We start from the raw sequence: 19213 nt of genomic DNA, 5'->3' as shown, positions 1-19213 counted from the left end.
TTCGCTATAAGTATTGTTGTACTAATAATCTTCAGAATTATTATTCCAGGATATCAGTAAACAAAGAGAGAAGAAGAAATTACTGATAAAGATATTCAGGTATACAAGAATAATTCAATGATTGTAAAAATTCCCAATTATGAAAGGCTTCCACAGGATGGAAGGGATGAAGTTTATTTTGACGGAGCTCCTTTTGTGAAAAAAAGTGGTAGAATGTCTGTAGCTCTTTTCTAATAATATACCATGAAAAAAACAACATCTATCATCATAGGCGTAATCGCAGCTCTAAGTATAATCGCTATTGCAAAAAATAATTATGTTTTCTCGTTTGGGGATAGTGAAAGGCTGGATAAAGGCTGGAAAGCTTATGAACGTAAAGAATATGGTTTTGCAATTACTCAGTTTGTAACGGTAGATTTAAAAGAACACCCTGAAATTATAATGCCATTGGCCAATTCATATCTGGAAGTAGGAGAACCCTATAATGCGCTCCGGTATCTGGAACCTGCTTATAAAAATAAAAACTACAGTACAGATGACCATACCAAGATTATCAATCTATTAGGAATTGCTTATATAGAAGATAAAGACTATAAAAAAGGAAGGCTTTTCATGGAAGAATCACGCAAACTGGGTAACCCATATAGTGAAAGAAATTTAAACATTCTGGATTCTCTGGAGCGAAGTCAAAGTAACTAAATTTATTATCTTAAGCGGAAAGAAAAATGATGATAACCAAAACCAATGAAAGACAGAGTATTTAGTTTTCAGGGGCTGAATTTCAAAACAGAACTTAGACTGGCTCTGTTATTAATCATTCCTGGATTATGTACCATGCTTGGAATTTTATTTGGAGGTGACCTGCTGTTTCCCAATATTCATTTCCTAAAATCGGTGGCGTTTGCCAGTATTATGACTATTGGAGTATGCATGATTACACTCAGGCAATTAAGCAGACTCGTTAAAGAAAAGACCTGGATCATCAATATAAAAGATAATCAGTTTCACATTACATTTAGAAATCTGGACTATCAGTTCCATGCATCTGAAATTAAGATGATCAAAAATCTTGGTAATATAGGATTACGCTACCTGACGATTAAAACAGCCGATAATATCATTAAAATAAGAGTAGGGGATACAGGACTCGCTCCATTTTCATCACAAAAAGATATTGATGAGTTGGATGCCTTTGTTCAATACATCAAACCTTATATCAATAAAAATTTCAATAAGAAAGAGCTCAGAAATATCATCAATACTACCATCATTCCTAACTTTGGAGTGTATGTGGTAAAAGGGGAAAAAATAAAATATTCAATCATAAACAAAATGAAGCCATGGCAGGTCATTATATTCATTTTAGGAATCGCAGGAGGAGTGATGATCCTTTTAATGACTTGTTTCATCTATTATATTGATCATAAATAAAAGAATAGCTCATCATGAAAGTTATATTTTACATTGCATTTATGGTTTCATTTGGATGGTTGCTCTTCAGGCTGCCTGTACTGTATCCAAAAAATAAAGCTTTACGTATTACTGGATTGGGAATTATTGCAGGGGTTTTGTTTTTTATCATAGCTCCCTTGGGATTTTTATTATACGCTAAGAATTTTGATCATAGTATTCTGATCTACGAAAAACAGCTTTTTAATATTTGTCTGGGAATTATTTCCCTGTTCTTCTACAGTTTCTTTGTTTTGCTATTTACAGAAGTGATCTTAGATAATATACTGATTAGATTCCATCAGACGTATAATGCGCAGAATCTGGATAAGAACCCTGTAAAATTTGTAATCAATAACGCAGACAAAATAAAAACAGGATTTAAACTGTTTTTTCTACTGGGTGGATTTCTTGTATATTATGGAATCTGTTTCGGAGCTTAACGTATAAGAGGAATGGCAAGAAGAGAATTCATATTAAAAAATGTTCTACCGTTTCAGATAGGCTGGACGGTGTTGGTGATTATCCCTTCTATGGCTTTATATGGGGCTTTGTATTATTTTTTATTTGATTTCAGTGTTTCTTTAATGACCATTTTTACCCTGTTGTATTTGGGAACATGTTATTTGATTCTGAAAGTCATTTCTGTTAAGATGACTATCTGGTTTGATGATAATTATCTTTATCTGAAAAAAAACAATAATAGATACGTAAAATATGCTAAGACAGATATCATAGGATTCTTTTCATTCGACTATGAGACAAAGACGCTGCAATTACGCAATTCAAAAATATACTTTAAGTTTTGTCTGAAGAATTCACACCCTATTTATCTGAATGATGTAGAATACAAAAGTCGTTATGATCAAGATAAAGGAGCAGAATTGAAAAGACTGCTGAAAGAAGCTCAAAAAGAATTGCAGTTCACAAAAATTAAGACTAAGAATAAGTTGCAGAATATATATTGGTATTCCGATCATTAAATTTGAATTTATTTATCAGTACAAATAGTAAGGAGGCCTCCAGTAAAACTGAACTATAAATGATGAGGTTTGGATGGTTTTTAAATAGCCATAAAGTAAGTTTTTTAATATAATATTTCTCTTTTAGGTGTAATAATTAATGTTTTATTGTGAATTTTTAATTATGGCTAAAATATTTATTAATAAGGGGTTGTGTTTTATGTTAACTCCAATGTCGTAGAATTACGACATGAAATCGTAGAACTACTACAATTTTTCAGATTTCTGTTCAAAAGCTTTTTTTTCAACTTAAAGGCCTTTATCTTTGTCTTACAATTATTGAATAACAAAATTATTACTAACGATTAAAATTTACAATCATGGCAGAAAGAAACTCAAGAGGAATCTTAAAATTCAACAACGGAGAAGGTCAGAAATTATTAAAAATGAACTACAGCGTATCAAGATCAACAGACGTATCAGGACGTGTAGCATCAGACCCTTCTAACGCATTAATCAAAGTTACAGTAGAGGCTACTGAAAAATCAGACATCCTAGAAAGCTTATTGAACGGAAAATATAAGCCAACAGTAGGAGAAATTGTTTTCAACAAATCTCACGAAGAAGGAACTCTAATCAATTTAAAATGGGAAAACGGTTACGTTATCCAACACGAAGTAGATTTCGATGCAATCGACAGCAACAGTATGTTGATCAGCTTCGTAATCAGTGCTGAAACTATTGACTACGGTACTTCTCAGTACGCAGGTCTTTGGCCATCTGCTGGTAAATAAGCCAGAACAACAAAACTTAAAAAAACTAATGGAACAGTATGCTTGTAGAGTATACTGTTCTGTTTTTTATCCATATACCACTAAAACTATATAAAAATGTTCAGACAAATTCTATTGATTCTCACTTGTACAATCTCATTCATTACTTTACGAGCCCAGAACACTTCCTCTCTGTACAAAGGTACAGTGAACGGGAAAATGCCGGTAACCTTATTTTTACAATCTGTAGAGAACGGTTGTGGCGGAGATCCTTTTTATAACGCGATGTACCGTTATGAAAAAGTAAGTAATTGGCTGCAGCTTAGCGTTACAGAAGGTGTAAAAGAGCAATTTGCCATGGTAGAAGAAGGTTTCACAGGATTGATGATTTTAAAGAAAGAAGGAGAGAACATGAATGGAACCTGGATTAGTCCGGATGGGAAAAAACAAATCCCTGTACAGCTGAAAAAAATAAACATAGGTAAAAAAGACATGGAAAGCTATGAGAAAAAGATGGAGCAGCTGAACTACGAAAATCACGATTGTTAATAAAGATTCAATGAAAAAAATAAGAGAATGTTCTGGCTGTTACACCCATCAGTAAAGAACAGCTTCGATCATTCTCTTCTCTTAGAGGGAATAACTCTTCCTAACACCCCAATAACCCCAAAAGCAAAAAAAATCTACCTTCCAAACGAATAATAAATCATCACTGACTATAAAAAAAATGATAAACGGAGCGAATTGACCATTCATCATTAACAATTCTTATCCCATACTTGTAACCCGAATCCAACCCAAAACTAGCAAATTATCCTCCTATTTTCTTATATTTGTTCATTATAGATAATATGGACGCAACACAAGATAAAAGGCTGTTTCTCATCGATGCTTATGCGATGATTTTCAGAGGATATTACGCACTGATCAGAAATCCAAGACTAACCAGTACAGGGTTAGACACCTCTGCCATCTTTGGCTTTACCAACTCTTTGATCGAATTGATACGAAGAGAAAAACCAAGCCACCTGGCTGTTGTGTTTGATGTAGGAAGAGCAAGCGTAAGAACCGATGATTTTGCTGACTATAAAGCTAACAGAAGTGAAACTCCTGAAGCCATCAAAATTGCTGTTCCATATATTCACAGGATTTTGGAAGGAATGCACATTCCGATTCTTGGGGTTGAAGGTTATGAAGCAGATGACGTTATAGGAACCATTGCCTGCAAAGCAGAAAAGGAAGGCTATACTACTTTTATGGTAACACCTGATAAAGATTTTGCACAGCTGGTTACCGATAAAATCAAAATTTATAAGCCAGGATTAAAAGGCGGAGATATAGAAATTTTGGGCGTAGAAGAAGTGAAAGCCAAATATGAGATCGAAGATCCTAAGCAGGTTATCGATTATCTGGCTATGATGGGAGATGCAGTAGATAATATTCCAGGATTGGAAGGAGTAGGAGAGAAAACGGCTATGAAATTCCTTAAAGAATACGGAAGCATTGAAAAGCTTTTGGCCAATACAGATCAACTGAAAGGAAAGCTGAAAGAAAAAGTTGAAGCCTCTGCAGAACGTGGAATTCTATCCAAAAAACTAGCCACTATTATTTGTGATGTCCCTGTTGAATTCCATCAGGAACAATACGATCTTGAAACGCCTGATTTTGAAAAAGTAAAAGAAGTTTTCGAAGAAATAGAATTCCGAAGATTATATGAAAACCTTTACAGAGCATTTGCTCCGGCTGCTACAGAAACTGCTGTAGTAAGTGAAGTTGATGTAAAACAGGCTGCTCCGGCAGGAACAGAAGTAAAAGGACAGGCAATGCAGCTTGATCTTTTTGCGAATTTTGAAGAGTTGGATCAAGCGACCTCTACAAAATCTTCTATTGAACAGAATGATCATCTTTATCAGTTTGTAGACAATCCAAAAGCTCAAAAAAAACTGGTAGACAATCTGTTGAAACAAAAGACGGTTTGTTTTGATACAGAAACTACTTCATTAAACGAGCTGGAAGCAGAATTGGTAGGAATGAGCTTTTCCTATAAAAAAGGATTGGCATATTATATCCCTTTATCCGAAAACAGAGAAGAAGTATTGCAGACGCTTGAGATCTTCAGACCGTTTTTTGAAAAAGAAGATTTGCTGAAAATCGCTCACAATCTAAAATTCGATTATAAAATATTAAAACAGTACGATATCACCGTTAAAGGAGCGATGTTCGATACTATGATTGCCCATTACCTGTTGAATCCAGATGGAAGACATGGAATGGATTATCTTTCTGAGGTATACCTGAACTATAAACCTGTTTCCATTGAAACCATCATCGGGAAGAAAGGAAAAAAACAAGGGACATTCAGAGATACAGACCTTAGAACTCAGACCGATTATGCTGCGGAAGATGCAGATGTAACCTTCCAGTTGTATGAACTGTTTGCTCCACAATTGAAAAAAGAAAATCTGGAAGAGCTTTTCTTCAATATTGAAATGCCTTTGATGGAAGTTCTGGCGAAAATGGAACTTGCCGGAATTTCTTTAGACGAAAAATGGCTGGCACAGGAAAGTATTGACCTTGAAAATGATCTGAGAAACTTAGAGAAAACAATTTTTGAACTTTCAGAAGAAGAATTCAATATGAATTCACCTAAACAGTTAGGGGAAATCTTATTTGAAAAAATGCAGCTTGATCCAAAAGCGAAAAAGACCAAAACTGGTCAGTACGCTACCTCGGAAGATGTACTTCAAAAGCTCGCTTCAAAGCATGAGATCATCAAACATATTCTTGAATACAGAACTTATCAGAAATTAAAATCAACCTATGTAGATGCGTTGCCTTCACAGATTGATAAATTAGATAACAGAGTACACACCAACTTCTCTCAGACTACAGCAGCTACAGGGCGTTTGGCAAGTGTAAATCCAAACCTGCAGAATATTCCGATCAGAACATTGAGAGGACAACAGATTCGTGGAGCCTTTGTTTCCGGAGAAGGGAAGAAGATCATCTCTGCCGATTATTCACAAATTGAACTTCGTCTGATTGCTGAAATTTCAGGAGAAGACAATATGATTAAAGCATTCCAGGACGGAGAAGATATTCATGCTTCCACAGCTGCGAAGCTTTTTAAAATTCCTTTGGAAGAAGTTTCAAAAACACAGAGAAGCCAGGCTAAAACCGTAAACTTCGGAATCATTTACGGGCAGGGTGCTTTTGCATTGGCAGAACAAACCGGATTATCCCGTACAGAAGCCAAGCAAATGATAGAAGCCTATTTCGAAACGTATCCGAAACTGAAAGAATATATGGCAGAACAAGTGAACAAAGCCCGTCAGATGGGATATGTTGAAACCATTTTGGGAAGAAAACGTCACTTAAAAGATATTAATTCCAACAATTTCGTAGTAAGAGGACACGCAGAAAGAAATGCAGTAAACGCTCCGGTACAAGGAAGTGCTGCTGATATCGTGAAAATTGCTATGATTAAAATTGATCGTGAACTGGAAGAACAGCAACTAAAAACAAAAATGCTGCTTCAGGTACATGACGAATTGGTATTTGAAGCCCCGGCAGATGAAATTGAAGCCGCTTCAAAATTAATTAAAACCGAAATGGAAAATGCCTTGAAAACGCAGGTCCCGTTATTGGTAGAAATTGGAGTAGGAGATAACTGGCTGGAAGCTCATTAATAAGTTAAACTTACTTGAATAATAAAATAAAAACTTCTGCTTACGAGCAGAAGTTTTTTACTTTTTAATGGTGAAGATTAACCTTTAATAAGTCTGATAATAGCTACATCATCTGTTGGTTTCATTCCATATTGATGCTCAAGGATTTTTATTTTTTTGTTGAGCATTTCTTCAGTAATATCATTTGGAGCATCAGTCATCAGGAATTTAACACAGTTTATACCTTCAGAATCAGTTTTTTTAATTTTTGAAAAACTAAGAATTCCATCAGTAGCAATCGAAATATCATCCAAACATTCAAAACATATCTTTTGAATTTGAGAAGTATACCACTCTTCAAAATTGTCATTAAGATGATAAGCGAAATAGTCTGGTTTATTATCCCGATCAAATTCTGTTATTTTTCCATTGATGCCAATAATTCCGTCACCAAGAGATAAGATGATTCCTTTGTCTTCTGAAGCATCATAAAGTAAGATGATGAGTGTGGTTAATAGCTCTTTCTCATCCATCATGAGATGATTTTTTAGAAATGTAACTTCCTGAAACAATCCTTTAATAATTTCTTTAAGCTGATCATCAAGACTATGCTGAACATTTTTTTCATATAACTCTCTATACCCCATTTCAATGATAATCTTACGCAGAACTTTCCCAACTAATGTGGAGGCAAAATGACTTTCCATGGCGGTAGAACAACCATCCATTACGGCACATACAATTTTGTTAGAGTTTATTTTTTTGATCAGAAGATGATCTTCACAGTGATTAGTATGATAATCACCGATTTGTAAGGAGGAATATATGTTCATGAATGAGTGGGAAGGTATTGCTTTTTCACCAATAAAACAATTCTCCATCCATAAGTTTGATAGCCTTTCCCGGTTTACGATATTCCCATCCAAGCTCAATGGCTTCAGTTATGCTTGATTCAATATCGCTGGGAGTGACTTGCATGGGTTTTCGTCCATAATATTCTGATCTGCAAAAACCTATATTAATTAAAAGAATCTGACCTTCACTTTCATGTTGAACAGGGATGTCATATTCCACATTATGTCTTTCAATGTGTGAAATTTTCTTTCTTATTTTCCAATAAAATACTTCATCAGTGACAATGATCTTTCTGAGTCCTTTTTTTGCGATAGACATGGTGTAGTTATTTGTCAGAAATTTCTTTAAGATGATCTATTTCCTTCTGCATTCTATTCTGCCAGTTTCTTCCATTCCTTTTTTCAAGAAAAGGAGCTACAGCGTCAGCATATTTCTTTTGAGCTTTATTATCAATAGGGTCAATGATACAGCCTGTATTCATATAAGTTATCCCATATTTTTTCTGAATACTATCTATACGATGAGTCGTGTGGGGATTTTGTACAGGTATTGAAATTCCACTTGTATATTGGAGAGTTACATTATTATTTTCAATATCCTTTTTTGCCTGAAGGAGATAGTTGTTTTCTCTTTCGGAAATTTCCCTTTGTGTTTTCAAAAATTCATTCGCTGGCAGGCAGATAAAAAATAATAAAACAAGACCATTGATAATTGGAAATATCCGAAGAAATTTAGCCCTGAAGTTTAATTTTTTAAAATCCAAGCTGCTTATCAGGTAAGAAACCAAGGCTGTAAAAGCAAATATTACAGCCAGGAATTCTAATCTTGATTCTTTTACAATATAAGGAAGATTAAACATCATCGGATAGTTTACTATATAAGAATTAAAGATATAGGCTGCTACAACGAGTAGAAGTAGTATTAGATTAACCCATATCAATTTCTTATTCATAATGATATTAAAATCTTAATAATATTTAAACGTCGAACTCAATTTCGCCGATATAATACAGCTTGTTTTCTTCTCCATCCACAGAAACAGGATTAGGAATTACAAATCTGCTGGCAAAAACGATAGTATTTACTGGAGTATCCAGACCTAGATCATTAAGTTTCTGTTCTAAAATAGGAAGCCATTGGTCTGCATAGGAATATTCTGAGAACTTTTCAATTAATCCTAATCTTTCATCTTCAAAACCATATTCTATAAAGTCGTCATCAAACCATTTGATGCTCTGAGATTCTGCGAATTTTGAAACATACTGATCGTCATTTTCTTCTTCCAGATAATAATTTTCATCCTCTTCTACAAAAGCATAAAATTCTTCTTCATTTTTAAAATACCCCAGCCAGAAGTGAGAAATTTCTTTGTCCATAATGTATTGTTTGTTGTATTATTTAATTATAATCGTTTAGAATGAGTACTCAAGATTGTTAATTTCTATCAAACTTTAGAGTCCTCATTTACTGTTGAAAAAATAGTTGCAAGCTTTACTTTTCCATTTGAAAGTGTAATATTACAAAAAGTTTTTCTTTACCTCCCATTTTTGAGCAGCAGTACACAAAGTCTGGGCATCAAAAATAGTTCCGTAAAACTTTTTATTGTAAATTTATTCTATCATTAAATTTTGAAAATGGAATTTCTACAGGACCATTATGTGGTTAAGAATGAGTTGCTATTAATTTTTATTTCCGTAATCCTCGGATTACTGATTGGGGCTGAGCGCGAGTACCGCAACAAATCAGCCGGGCTTCGTACTTTTATTTTGGTTTGTTTTGGAGCCTGCTTATTTACCATCCTTTCTATCAAAATAGGCGTTGCTAATCCTGATCGTCTGGCAGCGAATATCATCACTGGAATTGGTTTTTTGGGTGCTGGAGTAATCTTTAAAGGCGAAAATAAGATTGAAGGCATTACAACTGCTACCACTATTTGGGCTACCGCTTCCATAGGAATGGCAGTAGGTTCCGGATATGTTTATTTTTCCCTTCTCGGAACAGCTTTGGTGCTTATTATTCTGAGTGCTTTAACTTATTTGCAAAGCTTTATAGACAATTACAATAAGATCAGAGAATATAAAGTAGGCGTAACGAATTCAGCAGATTTAAAACATTGCGAAGAACTTTTTAAAAAGCATCGTTTAAAGTACCTGTTAATCAAACAACAATATACACAAGGAAATATTACTGCAACCTGGAGGCTTACAGGTAAGAATACGCATCATGAAGGTTTGATAAAAGATTTAGTTGATGACTCTAAAATTATTGCCTATCAGTTTTAGAATAGAGCAAAAAAATAAAGGCCGAAGCCTTTATTTTTATTTTTTCTTGAATACATACAGATCCTTGTTAGGTCCGTCTATTTCTTTTCCTTCCATATCCAGTTGGATCAACATATTTTCTCCAACTTTATATTTATAGTTTGCTGTTTTACCTTTTAAAGTAATAATGCTTCCTGTAGCATCCCACGTAAAAGATCCCTTATCTTCATTCTTTGATTTTCTTTCCAGATATTCTTCCGTGATGCTGAATGTTTTATCATTATTCAATGTTAATGAAGTCTTGATTCCCGGACAGTCAGCACATGGAACTGTCGCTTCGTAAGTACCATTCCAGTCCAAAGCATTTTCAGAGGTGTCACCTTGAGCACTGGTTGTAGAATGAGCTGTACTGTCTGCAACAGTTGGCTGAACAGTAGCAGCAGAATCTGTCCCAGAAGTTTTAGTATCAACAGTTTCTTTTTTAGCACACGAAGCAAGGAATAAAGCTGCTCCGATTCCAAGGATAAGTGTTTTGTTTTTCATCATAATAATTAATTTAAGTATGTTTTTTAAACTGACAGATTTTAATCAAAAATTGAGCCAAGGATGAGTAGGAGAGTGGGAGAGTATGAGGGTAGAGGAGATATCAATAATGAATAATCAATTCGCTTCCTTTGTTAATTTTTATAAATGCTAGGAATTCAGCATTCACTTACGAAGTAAAAACGGACTATTGACGTTTCATTTGTGAAGCAAAATTCACTATTGACATTTTTACCCTCGTTTTATGGGGCCTATTCCTATTTTTCTTCGTAAATTCGGGCAAAATTTTGATTATGACAAAAAAGATACTTTTATCCGTATTTCTTTTGCCGGCTGCAATGGCATTTGCACAACAATATGGTGGAATGTGGATTCCCACAGAACTGAATGAAAAGGAAATGAAGGATTTGGGAATGAAAATCTCCGCAAAAGAAATTTTCAATCCTCAGAAACCAAGTATAAAGGATGCCGTGGTACAGTTTAACGGCGGATGTACTGCTGAGATCATCTCTCCGAAGGGATTACTACTGACTAACCACCACTGTGGTTTTGGACAGATTCAGGCGCATTCTACGGTTCAGAATGACCTTCTTTCAAATGGTTTCTGGGCTAAAAATATGAATGGTGAGCTTCCTAACCCGGGAGTAAAAGTAGATTTTATCGTAGATATAAAAGATGTAAGTTTCCAGATTTTGGAAGGAACTGATAACCTTACAGAGCCTGAGCTTACTAAAAAGATCAACAACAATATTGAGGTTTATAAAAACTCTCAGAAAATTGAATCTTTCCAATCGATCATGATAAAGCCAATGTACTATGGAAACAAGTACTATGCTTATACCATCGAAACCTACAAGGATATCCGTCTTGTTGGGGCACCGCCTCAAAGCATCGGAAAATTCGGAAGTGATACAGACAACTGGGTCTGGCCAAGACATACCGGAGATTTCTCAATGTTCAGAATCTATGCAGACAAAGACAACAAGCCTGCAGAATATTCAAAAGATAACGTTCCTTACACTCCGAAGCATTATTTACCTGTTTCTATCAAGGATAAGAATGAGAATGATTTCACATTTGTATTCGGATTCCCGGGAAGAACTACAGAATATCTTCCGGCAGTAGCAGTAGAAAAGATCATGAAGGATATTGATCCTGCAAGAATTGCTGTACGTGATGTTGCTTTAAAAACTTTGGACGAAAGAATGCGTGTAGATAACGAAACACGTATTAAATATGCTTCCAAATATGCATCTGTAGCCAATTACTGGAAAAAATGGATTGGTGAAGTAGAAGGATTAAAGAAATCCAATGCTGTTGAGAAGAAAGTAATGTATGAAGGCTCTCTGGTTGCTAAAAATCCTGAAGTTAAAACAACTTTAGATCAACTGAACAAACTTTACAATGAACAGGCTCCTTACGCACTGAACAATGCATATTACACAGAAGTGGTAAGAAATGCTGAAACATTAAAGCTTGCAGGAGATTACTATGACTTTGTGGCGTCTGTAGAAGCTGGAAGAATGGATGAGAAGGAGCTTACGAAGCTAAAAACAAAACTTACTTCTTTCTATAAAGATTATAGCGCAGAACTTGATGCTAAAGTAACCGCAAAACTACTGGCTTTATATACCAACAAAACTGCTTCTCAGTTTTTACCGGCAGGATTCAGTAAGTATAAGGATGAAAATGCAAACATCCCTGTTATAGAAGATATGTCTAAAAACTCTATCATTACAGGTAGAACAGCTGTAAATGGTGGAACATTAACTGCAGATATTGATAAAGCATTCTCTAATCAGGATAAGTTGATCAAGACTTTGAAAAAAGATCCTATCTATCAGCTTTATGTTTCTATGAAAGAGACTTATTTGAAAGCAGCAGATCCACAATATTCTTCACTTCAGACGAAAATTGATGCATTGCAGAAGAAGTTTATGGCTCAGCAGATGGAGACAGATAAAGACAGAAAATTCTTCCCGGATGCAAACTCTACGCTTCGTGTAACGTATGGTAAGATTAAAGGATCTGCTCCAAGAGATGCCGTTTCTTACGGATACCAGACTCACCTTGCAGGGGTAATGGAGAAATATGTTCCTGGAGATTATGAATTTGACGTTCCTAAGAAACTGATTGAACTTTACAACAAGAAAGACTTCGGAATCTATAAAGATAAAACAGGTGACGTTCCAGTAGGATTTACAGCTACCAACCATACAACAGGTGGAAATTCAGGAAGCCCAACCCTTGATGCGAACGGAAACCTTATAGGTCTTAATTTCGACAGACAGTGGGAGGGAACTATGAGTGATATCAATTTCGATCCACGTTTCAGTAGAAACATTATGGTAGATACAAAATATATCCTTTTCATCGTTGAGAAATTTGCAGATGCTAAATGGCTTGTTGATGAAATGAAAGTGATAAAATAATTTTAAAAGTTATACCTTTAAAGAATCTATTCGAATGTATTTTGAATAGATTCTTTTTATTTTTAGGATGAAGGATCAGCTCATTAATCTATTTACTGTTTTTGAAACAGCTTATTTCGGGAAGACTTTTCCGTTAAATTATTGTTTACCTGTTTATCATTGTGTTTCCAATGAAAATCTTCCCCATATCAGAAATGTGATCCGATATAAGAACATTAAGCAGTTTGAAGCGGATATAGATTGTTTTTCAAAACATTTTCAGTGGGTAAACTGGGCGGAATTCAAAGATTTTACTTCGGGGAACTTTAAGCCTCAAAAAAAGATTGCTTTACTTACTTTTGATGATGGTTTCAGAGAGTTTTACGATATTGTTGCCCCGATTCTGGAGCGTAAAGGAATTTATGCCTGTAATTTTATAAATCCGGCTTTCATTGATAATAAAGAGATCATGTTCAGATGCAAAGCCAGTCTGCTTATAGAGACTTTGGAAAAGAAAAAATCTGTACATCCTGAAATATATACTATTCTTTCTTCCGGTAGCCAGGCTACTACAGAAATTTTGAAAAAAGAAATTTTAAAAATCACGTACCAGGAAAAAGATATTTTGGATCTGCTTGCTGAAAAGTTTGAAGTTGATTTTCAATCCTATTTACAAGAATACAAACCTTATTTGAGTACTGAGGAGTTGAAGAATCTTACCAATAGAGGCTTTGGAATATCTTCTCATGGCTGGGATCACCCAAGATTCGGAGCTTTATCTCTGGAACAGCAGATGGAATCTATTCATAAAACCTTCGCTTATCTAAAGGAAAATGATGTCCTGTATGAAAGTTTTGCATTTCCTTTCACTGATTTTGGCGTGAAAAATGAGTTTTTTGAAGAACTTTTTAAAAATAAAGAAATATTCTGCAGTTTTGGAGCTGCAGGAATTAAACTGGACAGCGAAAAAAGGAATTTTCAGAGAGTTCCAATGGAAATGGGTGAAAGCGCAGAAAGAATACTGAAAAAAGAAATTGCTTATTTCAGATTGAAAAAGCTGCTCAATAAAAATATGATTGTGAGAAAATGATAAAACTGAAGACACTTAATAAAAAACAACTGGAAGACTTTGTATCATCGGGAGAATTTAAGCAGTATGATTTTCTTCCCATCACGGAACATCGTGCCCTATCACATATCAATAATCCAAAAGCAACAGATGAACAGATACTTCTTATTCTGGCTTTCTATAATGAAAAATTAGCTGGGTATTTGGGGTGTTTTCCTGATCGCTTTGTACTTGAGGAAAAGGAGATAAGATATGCATGGCTGAGCACTCTTTATGTAAGCGAAGAGTTTCGGGGGAAAAAAATAGCAAAAAGACTTCTGGAAAAAGCCATGGAAATATATGAGGAACAAATTGCCATTACGGAGTTTACTCAGGAAGCAGAAACTCTTTATAAGATTATGGGGTCTTTTGAATATATTTTGCCTAAAAGAGGGAAGCGTTTCTACTTTAATACAGATCTGGCAACCATTATCCCTGATAAAAAGCCTAACACAAACCTATTTAGGCCTTTTTTTTCTCTTGTGGATTTTACTGCCAATTCTGTAATTTCGATAAAGAATATGTTGATCAGAAAACCAGATTTTCATTTCGAAATTCTGGATCATATTGATGGCGAAAGTGCAGACTTTGTAAACGGCTTTCAAAGCAGGAGAAATGCAAATGAAATTAACCTGTCTATAAAGTATCCATGGGTGTTGAAAGGAGAAAGAAAAGATGAAAAATATCTGTTTTCAAGCTATGCAGAAAATTTTAAATATTTCTGGATCAAAGTATATGATCACCAGAATTCTCTAACAGTTTGTTCCCTGTTACTTTTAAGGGATGGATATCTTAAAATTCCGTATTTGTTTTCCCAATCAGGGATGGGAAATTTTATTGACTTTTTGAGCTATTTTGTAGTTAAAAATAAGATAAAGGCTCTCACCAGTTATCAGCATGAGCTTAATAAAGAAATTGAACATTCAAAAATATTTCCAAAGATCTATGAGCGTGATTTTGAAAGAAGATATCTGTTTCATAAACAGTTACTCCAAAGTCTTCCGGAAGGATTTAATCCACATTATCAGGATGGTGATGGAGATTGTATGATGACGTAAACTACAATGATCATTTAGTACCATCACTTAGAAAATAAAAAAAGCCGCTCAATAAAGATTTTGAGCGGCTTTTTATTTTTAATGTCCAAAAATATCCTTCAGGCTTACTTCTGTAAATGTTTCCATTTTACTTACAGCTTCCATATTCAGGTTTTCCTTTTTACCGATAATGGCTGTATTAAAATCTACGGATTGAATTTCCGACTGATAAAACTGTCTGATGTCTTCAAACTTCAATGCCTGGATCTGTTCAAAGATGTCTTTTCTGAAATCATGGTAAATTCCCAGTTTCTTTAGCCTTAAAGTATTAAAGAATATATTGTTTCTGGTTATTCTGGTAGATGCAATCTGTTTTAACGCTGCATTTTTAGCATTTTCAAACTGAATGGTAACTTCAGGAAGCTCATTCATCAGCTCGTTCATGGTATCAACTGCAATCATCAGTTTGTCTGGCTGTGTTCCGATATAAGTGGTAATATAATCCGGATGATTCAGCTCAGCATTAGCTGCATAAGAAACATAAGCGGAATAGGCTAAACTTTTACTCTCACGGATCTCCTGGAAAACAATAGAAGACAATCCTCGTCCAAAATACTCATTAAAAACATTCACTTTTCCAAAATAAGCCGGATTAACCATATTCCCCTTACCAATCTTGCTCATTTCCATCTGAACCATGTCATAATTAATAAAGTATACATTTCCGCCGGTAGCAGGTTCAGGGTATTGTTTCGGTTCTGGAATCTGAAGGCTCTCGGTTTCAGTGTATTTGCCAATATACCCTTTGAAAGCTTCAAAATCTTTTCCATAAAAGAAAATCTGGTAAGGATACTTGAACAGCTTTTTCATCCGATCTGTGAATACTTCAGCCTTACTGCTTTCAAGTTCTTCTTTAGAGATAATATCTGTAAAACGTGAAGTACTTCCCAATTTAGTATAGTTAGTCAGCGCTGTCATGATACGGTTTTTATCTTTTTTTACAGCCTGACGGTTTTCCAACACAGTTCCCACAAATTGATTATAGATTTCCTGATCCGGTTGTACACGGTACATCCATTGCTGCAAAAGGGCAATTCCTTTTTCAATATTCTCTTCCAGTCCGCTCAGGGAAATGATTAGCTGGTTATTGGTTGTTTTAAAATCATTGCTGACTCCAATTTTGAAAAACTCCTTTTTAAGATCCTCAGGAGAAAGCTCATCGGTCCCTAAATATTGAAGCAACTGAGTTGAAATTCCCAGTTCACGGTCATTATCACTTCCAAATGGGAAAATAAAATGAACCTGGGCGATATCGTTGTACTTATTCTTTACAAAACTCAACTTTTTCCCTTTATTCTTATCAGTGGCAATTTCCTTTTGGTAATCTATGAATTCAGGTTTAATATCTGCAGTCTTATCAGATAAGATTTCCTGTAAAAACTCAGATTGTGCATCACGGTTAATCTTAACAGGAGTAATTCCTGGATTATCCACTCTCAATAACTTATCATTAACTCCTTTTTCTTTATTAATAACAACATAATTGTGCTTAAAGAAATCATTAGCAAAACTGGTAATGTCCTCTTTGGTGAAACTTGCGTATTCATCCATTTCATTCAGTTCTTGTTCCCAGCTTCTTCCTTTTATATAAATATCATATAGAGTAGTGGCCAGGCCTTCTGCGGTTTCAAGGCCTTTCATTCTCTGAAGTTTGAAATCATTAATAATAGCAGGCAGCATCCAATCCGGGAAATCTCCCTTCTTGATAAGTTCTATTTCCTCCAAAACCATATCCGTTGCCTCTTGCAAAGTTTGGGTTTCTTTCGGAACGGCAACAATAGAAAAATAGCCATATTGTTTTAATCCTACGGAGAAAGCCTGTGCCCAAAGCATTTTCTGAGTCTGATTGATATGAAGATCCAATAAACCGGCCTCACCTCTGTTGCTTAGAATATTCGCAACAATATCAGCAAGCATTGCTTCTCTTGTTCCATAACTATCCGTTCTCCAGGCCAGCTGAACGCGTGGAGTAGTAGGACTTTTTACAGTTTTCTCTACAACTTCTGCAATAGGCTGCTCAATAATAGGAGTCTTTTTGGGAAGCTCTCTATAAGGAAGCGTACCAAAATATTGGTCTACCAATTGAATAGTCTCTTCAAAATCAAAATCCCCAACCAATACCATAGCATAATTATTAGGAACATAGTATTCATCAAAATACTTATGAATGGCCTTCATAGAAGGATTCTTCAAATGTTCGGGTTTACCTAATGTGGTTTGCTGCCCATTGGGATGAGTTGGGAAAAGAGCTGCCATCAATTCATAGTTCACCAACCTTGAGTCATTATCCTGAGCCCTGTTAAATTCTTCATATACAGATTCTAGTTCCGTATGGAAAAGACGCAGAACGATTTCAGAAAACCTTTCTTTTTCTATTTTCAGCCATTTTTCCAGTTCATTATTCGGGATATTATTTTTATAAACGGTTTCATCAAACCAGGTATGAGCATTAGTTCCCGTAGCACCTAGTGAAGAAATAGCTTTGTCATATTCATTGGCAATAGCATACTGGCTTGCTTCCTGAGATACTTCGTCTATTTTTTTATAGATATCTTTTTTCTTTTCAGAGTCCTGTTCAGCTTTATGTTCTTCATAAAGTGCAGAGATTTGATCCAGAAGTTCCTTTTCTTTTTCCCAATTCTGAGTTCCTATCTTAGATGTTCCTTTAAACATCATGTGTTCCAGATAATGAGCCAATCCCGTATTATCTGCAGGATCATTATTGCTACCTGTTCTTACCGGAATAAAAGTTTGAATTCTTGGGGCGTCAAAGTTTTGGGCAAGGAAAACCTTCAGTCCGTTCTTCAATGTGTAGATTCTTACTTTATTTTTATCGTGGGTTACCGTAGTATATTCGTAGTGGTTTGTATCTGTATGAACCGCTTCTTTATATTTTCTGTCTGTCATATATGAATTCATTTCATCCCTAATATAGTAAGAATGTACTACAAATGTAAGCAATCGAAAAAAAATACATTCCGCTTTTATCACTATTGCATCTATTATCATAGTTGAGCAAGTGAATGAAATAAGAAGCATTCTATTAATAATTAAGATAAGAACTCTTTATTTCGATCATCTATTTAGGAGCTTACTCCCGCTCTCCACTCATACTCCTCGCACCATTGCCCTCCAACGCTCAATCCCTTTCTCTCACCAACGCATGCTGTGGGGTAACCGTTTCTATCGGGGCTAGGGTAGTGGACCTGAATTATATATATTAAGTAATAAGTAATAAGTAATAAGTAATAAGTAATAAGTAATGAGTAATGAGTAATGAGTAATGAGTGGCGGGGAATAGAGAATAGAGAATAGAGAATAGGGAATAGGGAATAGGGAATAGGGAATAGGGAATGGGTGTCATTAATTAGTAATATTAACCATTATCCATAATGAATGGCTTCCATCATTCCCCTCCTTTGGAGGGGTGTCAAAAATTCTTTGAATTTTTGACGGGGTGGTTATCCAATTATTTCCAGTCCTCTGTGCAAATCCGCGCAATCTGTGGGAAAATAAAAAATACACAGCCCTCATTTTATAAAAGAATCCTCTATAATAAGTATTGTATTACTTTATTTCCTCATCTCCCTTTCTGTTCTGCGTAATCTTTGTCATCCTGCAAGGATCTCACCAACGCATTATTTTAAAAAAGACCATAATTAATCTTTCCAAACAAATAGAAATGTATCAATAGAAACGAGCTATAATCCTGAGCTTAGTCGAAGGGAGCCCGTTTACACTAAATAATCACCTTCCATTGGCTTTAGCCAAAACTTACTTGCACCAAGTAGAGATCTCACATCATATATTGTCTATTATATAATATATAACTCCCATTTCTCTCCCTCTCTCATACTCTCGAACTCCCCAACTTCATTCTCCAAACAAATGTTTAAAATTTTTCTCTCAAGGTATCAGTTATTTAGGTGAAAATATTACGTAAATATGAAATTAAAGTTAACAAAGTTTGTTTTGCGTGGTAATAAGTTGTTATCTTTGCCCCACTGAAAAACGAAAGAGATTCGGTAAGCGCAGAAGAGCTTTTAGATAAGCAAGGAACATTTATTCTACTAAAGGAAACGGACG

General features: G+C 35.0%; 17 protein-coding genes. 11 read left to right on the top strand and 6 right to left on the bottom strand.

Annotated elements, in window-relative coordinates:
- Positions 1 to 243: 243 nt before the first annotated feature.
- The 7 genes from BLS98_RS22750 to polA all read left to right on the top strand — a co-directional run bounded on the left by BLS98_RS22750 (position 244) and on the right by polA (position 6873).
- The gene (locus BLS98_RS22750) at positions 244 to 699 is read left to right on the top strand and encodes a tetratricopeptide repeat protein (RefSeq protein ID WP_089739787.1); all 456 of its coding nucleotides are present in this window, start codon (positions 244 to 246) and stop codon (positions 697 to 699) included.
- Between the two features lie 45 nt (positions 700 to 744).
- On the top strand, positions 745 to 1431 hold the full coding sequence (locus BLS98_RS22745) for a hypothetical protein (protein ID WP_089739784.1): 687 nt from the start codon (positions 745 to 747) through the stop codon (positions 1429 to 1431).
- Positions 1432 to 1445: 14 nt separating this feature from the next.
- The gene (locus BLS98_RS22740) at positions 1446 to 1892 is read left to right on the top strand and encodes a hypothetical protein (RefSeq protein ID WP_089739782.1); all 447 of its coding nucleotides are present in this window, start codon (positions 1446 to 1448) and stop codon (positions 1890 to 1892) included.
- Between the two features lie 12 nt (positions 1893 to 1904).
- Positions 1905 to 2432 carry a hypothetical protein gene (locus BLS98_RS22735; protein WP_089739780.1) on the top strand — a complete coding sequence of 176 codons (528 nt, stop codon included), beginning with the start codon at positions 1905 to 1907 and terminating at the stop codon, positions 2430 to 2432.
- A gap of 359 nt (positions 2433 to 2791) precedes the next feature.
- Positions 2792 to 3205, top strand: coding sequence for a type VI secretion system tube protein TssD (gene tssD / locus BLS98_RS22730; protein WP_089739778.1), 414 nt, complete (start codon positions 2792 to 2794; stop codon positions 3203 to 3205).
- A gap of 96 nt (positions 3206 to 3301) precedes the next feature.
- Positions 3302 to 3733: a hypothetical protein gene (locus tag BLS98_RS22725; protein WP_089739777.1), complete on the top strand. Its 432-nt coding sequence runs from the start codon at positions 3302 to 3304 to the stop codon at positions 3731 to 3733.
- 302 nt (positions 3734 to 4035) lie between these two features.
- Positions 4036 to 6873: a DNA polymerase I gene (polA, locus tag BLS98_RS22720; protein ID WP_089739774.1), complete on the top strand. Its 2838-nt coding sequence runs from the start codon at positions 4036 to 4038 to the stop codon at positions 6871 to 6873.
- 77 nt (positions 6874 to 6950) lie between these two features.
- Here polA and BLS98_RS22715 read toward each other — a convergent pair whose 3' ends face one another.
- From BLS98_RS22715 to BLS98_RS22700, 4 genes are read right to left on the bottom strand one after another with little or no spacing between them, the layout of a single operon-like run.
- Complete coding sequence (locus tag BLS98_RS22715) at positions 6951 to 7733, bottom strand: protein phosphatase 2C domain-containing protein (RefSeq protein ID WP_089739772.1); 783 nt, start codon at positions 7731 to 7733, stop codon at positions 6951 to 6953.
- Positions 7711 to 8025, bottom strand: a complete 315-nt coding sequence (locus BLS98_RS22710; RefSeq protein ID WP_089739770.1) for a hypothetical protein — start codon at positions 8023 to 8025, stop codon at positions 7711 to 7713. Before BLS98_RS22710 ends, BLS98_RS22715 begins: the two co-directional genes overlap by 23 nt.
- 7 nt (positions 8026 to 8032) lie before the next feature.
- Positions 8033 to 8659 (bottom strand): FEKKY domain-containing protein, encoded by a 627-nt coding sequence (locus BLS98_RS22705; protein ID WP_139166173.1) that lies wholly within the window; start codon positions 8657 to 8659, stop codon positions 8033 to 8035.
- Between the two features lie 25 nt (positions 8660 to 8684).
- Positions 8685 to 9083, bottom strand: a complete 399-nt coding sequence (locus BLS98_RS22700; RefSeq protein ID WP_089739766.1) for an immunity 22 family protein — start codon at positions 9081 to 9083, stop codon at positions 8685 to 8687.
- 258 nt (positions 9084 to 9341) lie between these two features.
- Between BLS98_RS22700 and BLS98_RS22695 the strand changes: the two genes are divergently transcribed.
- A complete protein-coding gene (locus BLS98_RS22695) occupies positions 9342 to 9989 on the top strand; it encodes an MgtC/SapB family protein (RefSeq protein WP_089739764.1) in 648 nt (215 codons plus the stop codon).
- Between the two features lie 36 nt (positions 9990 to 10025).
- Here BLS98_RS22695 and BLS98_RS22690 read toward each other — a convergent pair whose 3' ends face one another.
- Positions 10026 to 10514 carry a copper resistance protein NlpE gene (locus tag BLS98_RS22690; protein WP_228425262.1) on the bottom strand — a complete coding sequence of 163 codons (489 nt, stop codon included), beginning with the start codon at positions 10512 to 10514 and terminating at the stop codon, positions 10026 to 10028.
- Between the two features lie 290 nt (positions 10515 to 10804).
- Between BLS98_RS22690 and BLS98_RS22685 the strand changes: the two genes are divergently transcribed.
- From BLS98_RS22685 to BLS98_RS22675, 3 genes are all read left to right on the top strand, one after another.
- Positions 10805 to 12943, top strand: coding sequence for a S46 family peptidase (locus tag BLS98_RS22685; protein ID WP_089739762.1), 2139 nt, complete (start codon positions 10805 to 10807; stop codon positions 12941 to 12943).
- Between the two features lie 67 nt (positions 12944 to 13010).
- Positions 13011 to 14012, top strand: coding sequence for a polysaccharide deacetylase family protein (locus tag BLS98_RS22680; RefSeq protein ID WP_089739760.1), 1002 nt, complete (start codon positions 13011 to 13013; stop codon positions 14010 to 14012).
- The gene (locus BLS98_RS22675) at positions 14009 to 15088 is read left to right on the top strand and encodes a GNAT family N-acetyltransferase (protein ID WP_089739758.1); all 1080 of its coding nucleotides are present in this window, start codon (positions 14009 to 14011) and stop codon (positions 15086 to 15088) included. Before BLS98_RS22680 ends, BLS98_RS22675 begins: the two co-directional genes overlap by 4 nt.
- A 78-nt stretch (positions 15089 to 15166) precedes the next feature.
- Here BLS98_RS22675 and BLS98_RS22670 read toward each other — a convergent pair whose 3' ends face one another.
- Positions 15167 to 18034, bottom strand: a complete 2868-nt coding sequence (locus BLS98_RS22670) for a M16 family metallopeptidase (protein WP_089739814.1) — start codon at positions 18032 to 18034, stop codon at positions 15167 to 15169.
- Between the last annotated feature and the right edge of the window lie 1179 nt (positions 18035 to 19213).

The sequence above is a fragment of the Chryseobacterium jejuense genome, from assembly GCF_900100075.1.
Taxonomy (GTDB): Bacteria; Bacteroidota; Bacteroidia; order Flavobacteriales; family Weeksellaceae; genus Chryseobacterium; species Chryseobacterium jejuense.
This window is presented reverse-complemented; position numbering and strand designations above follow the sequence as displayed.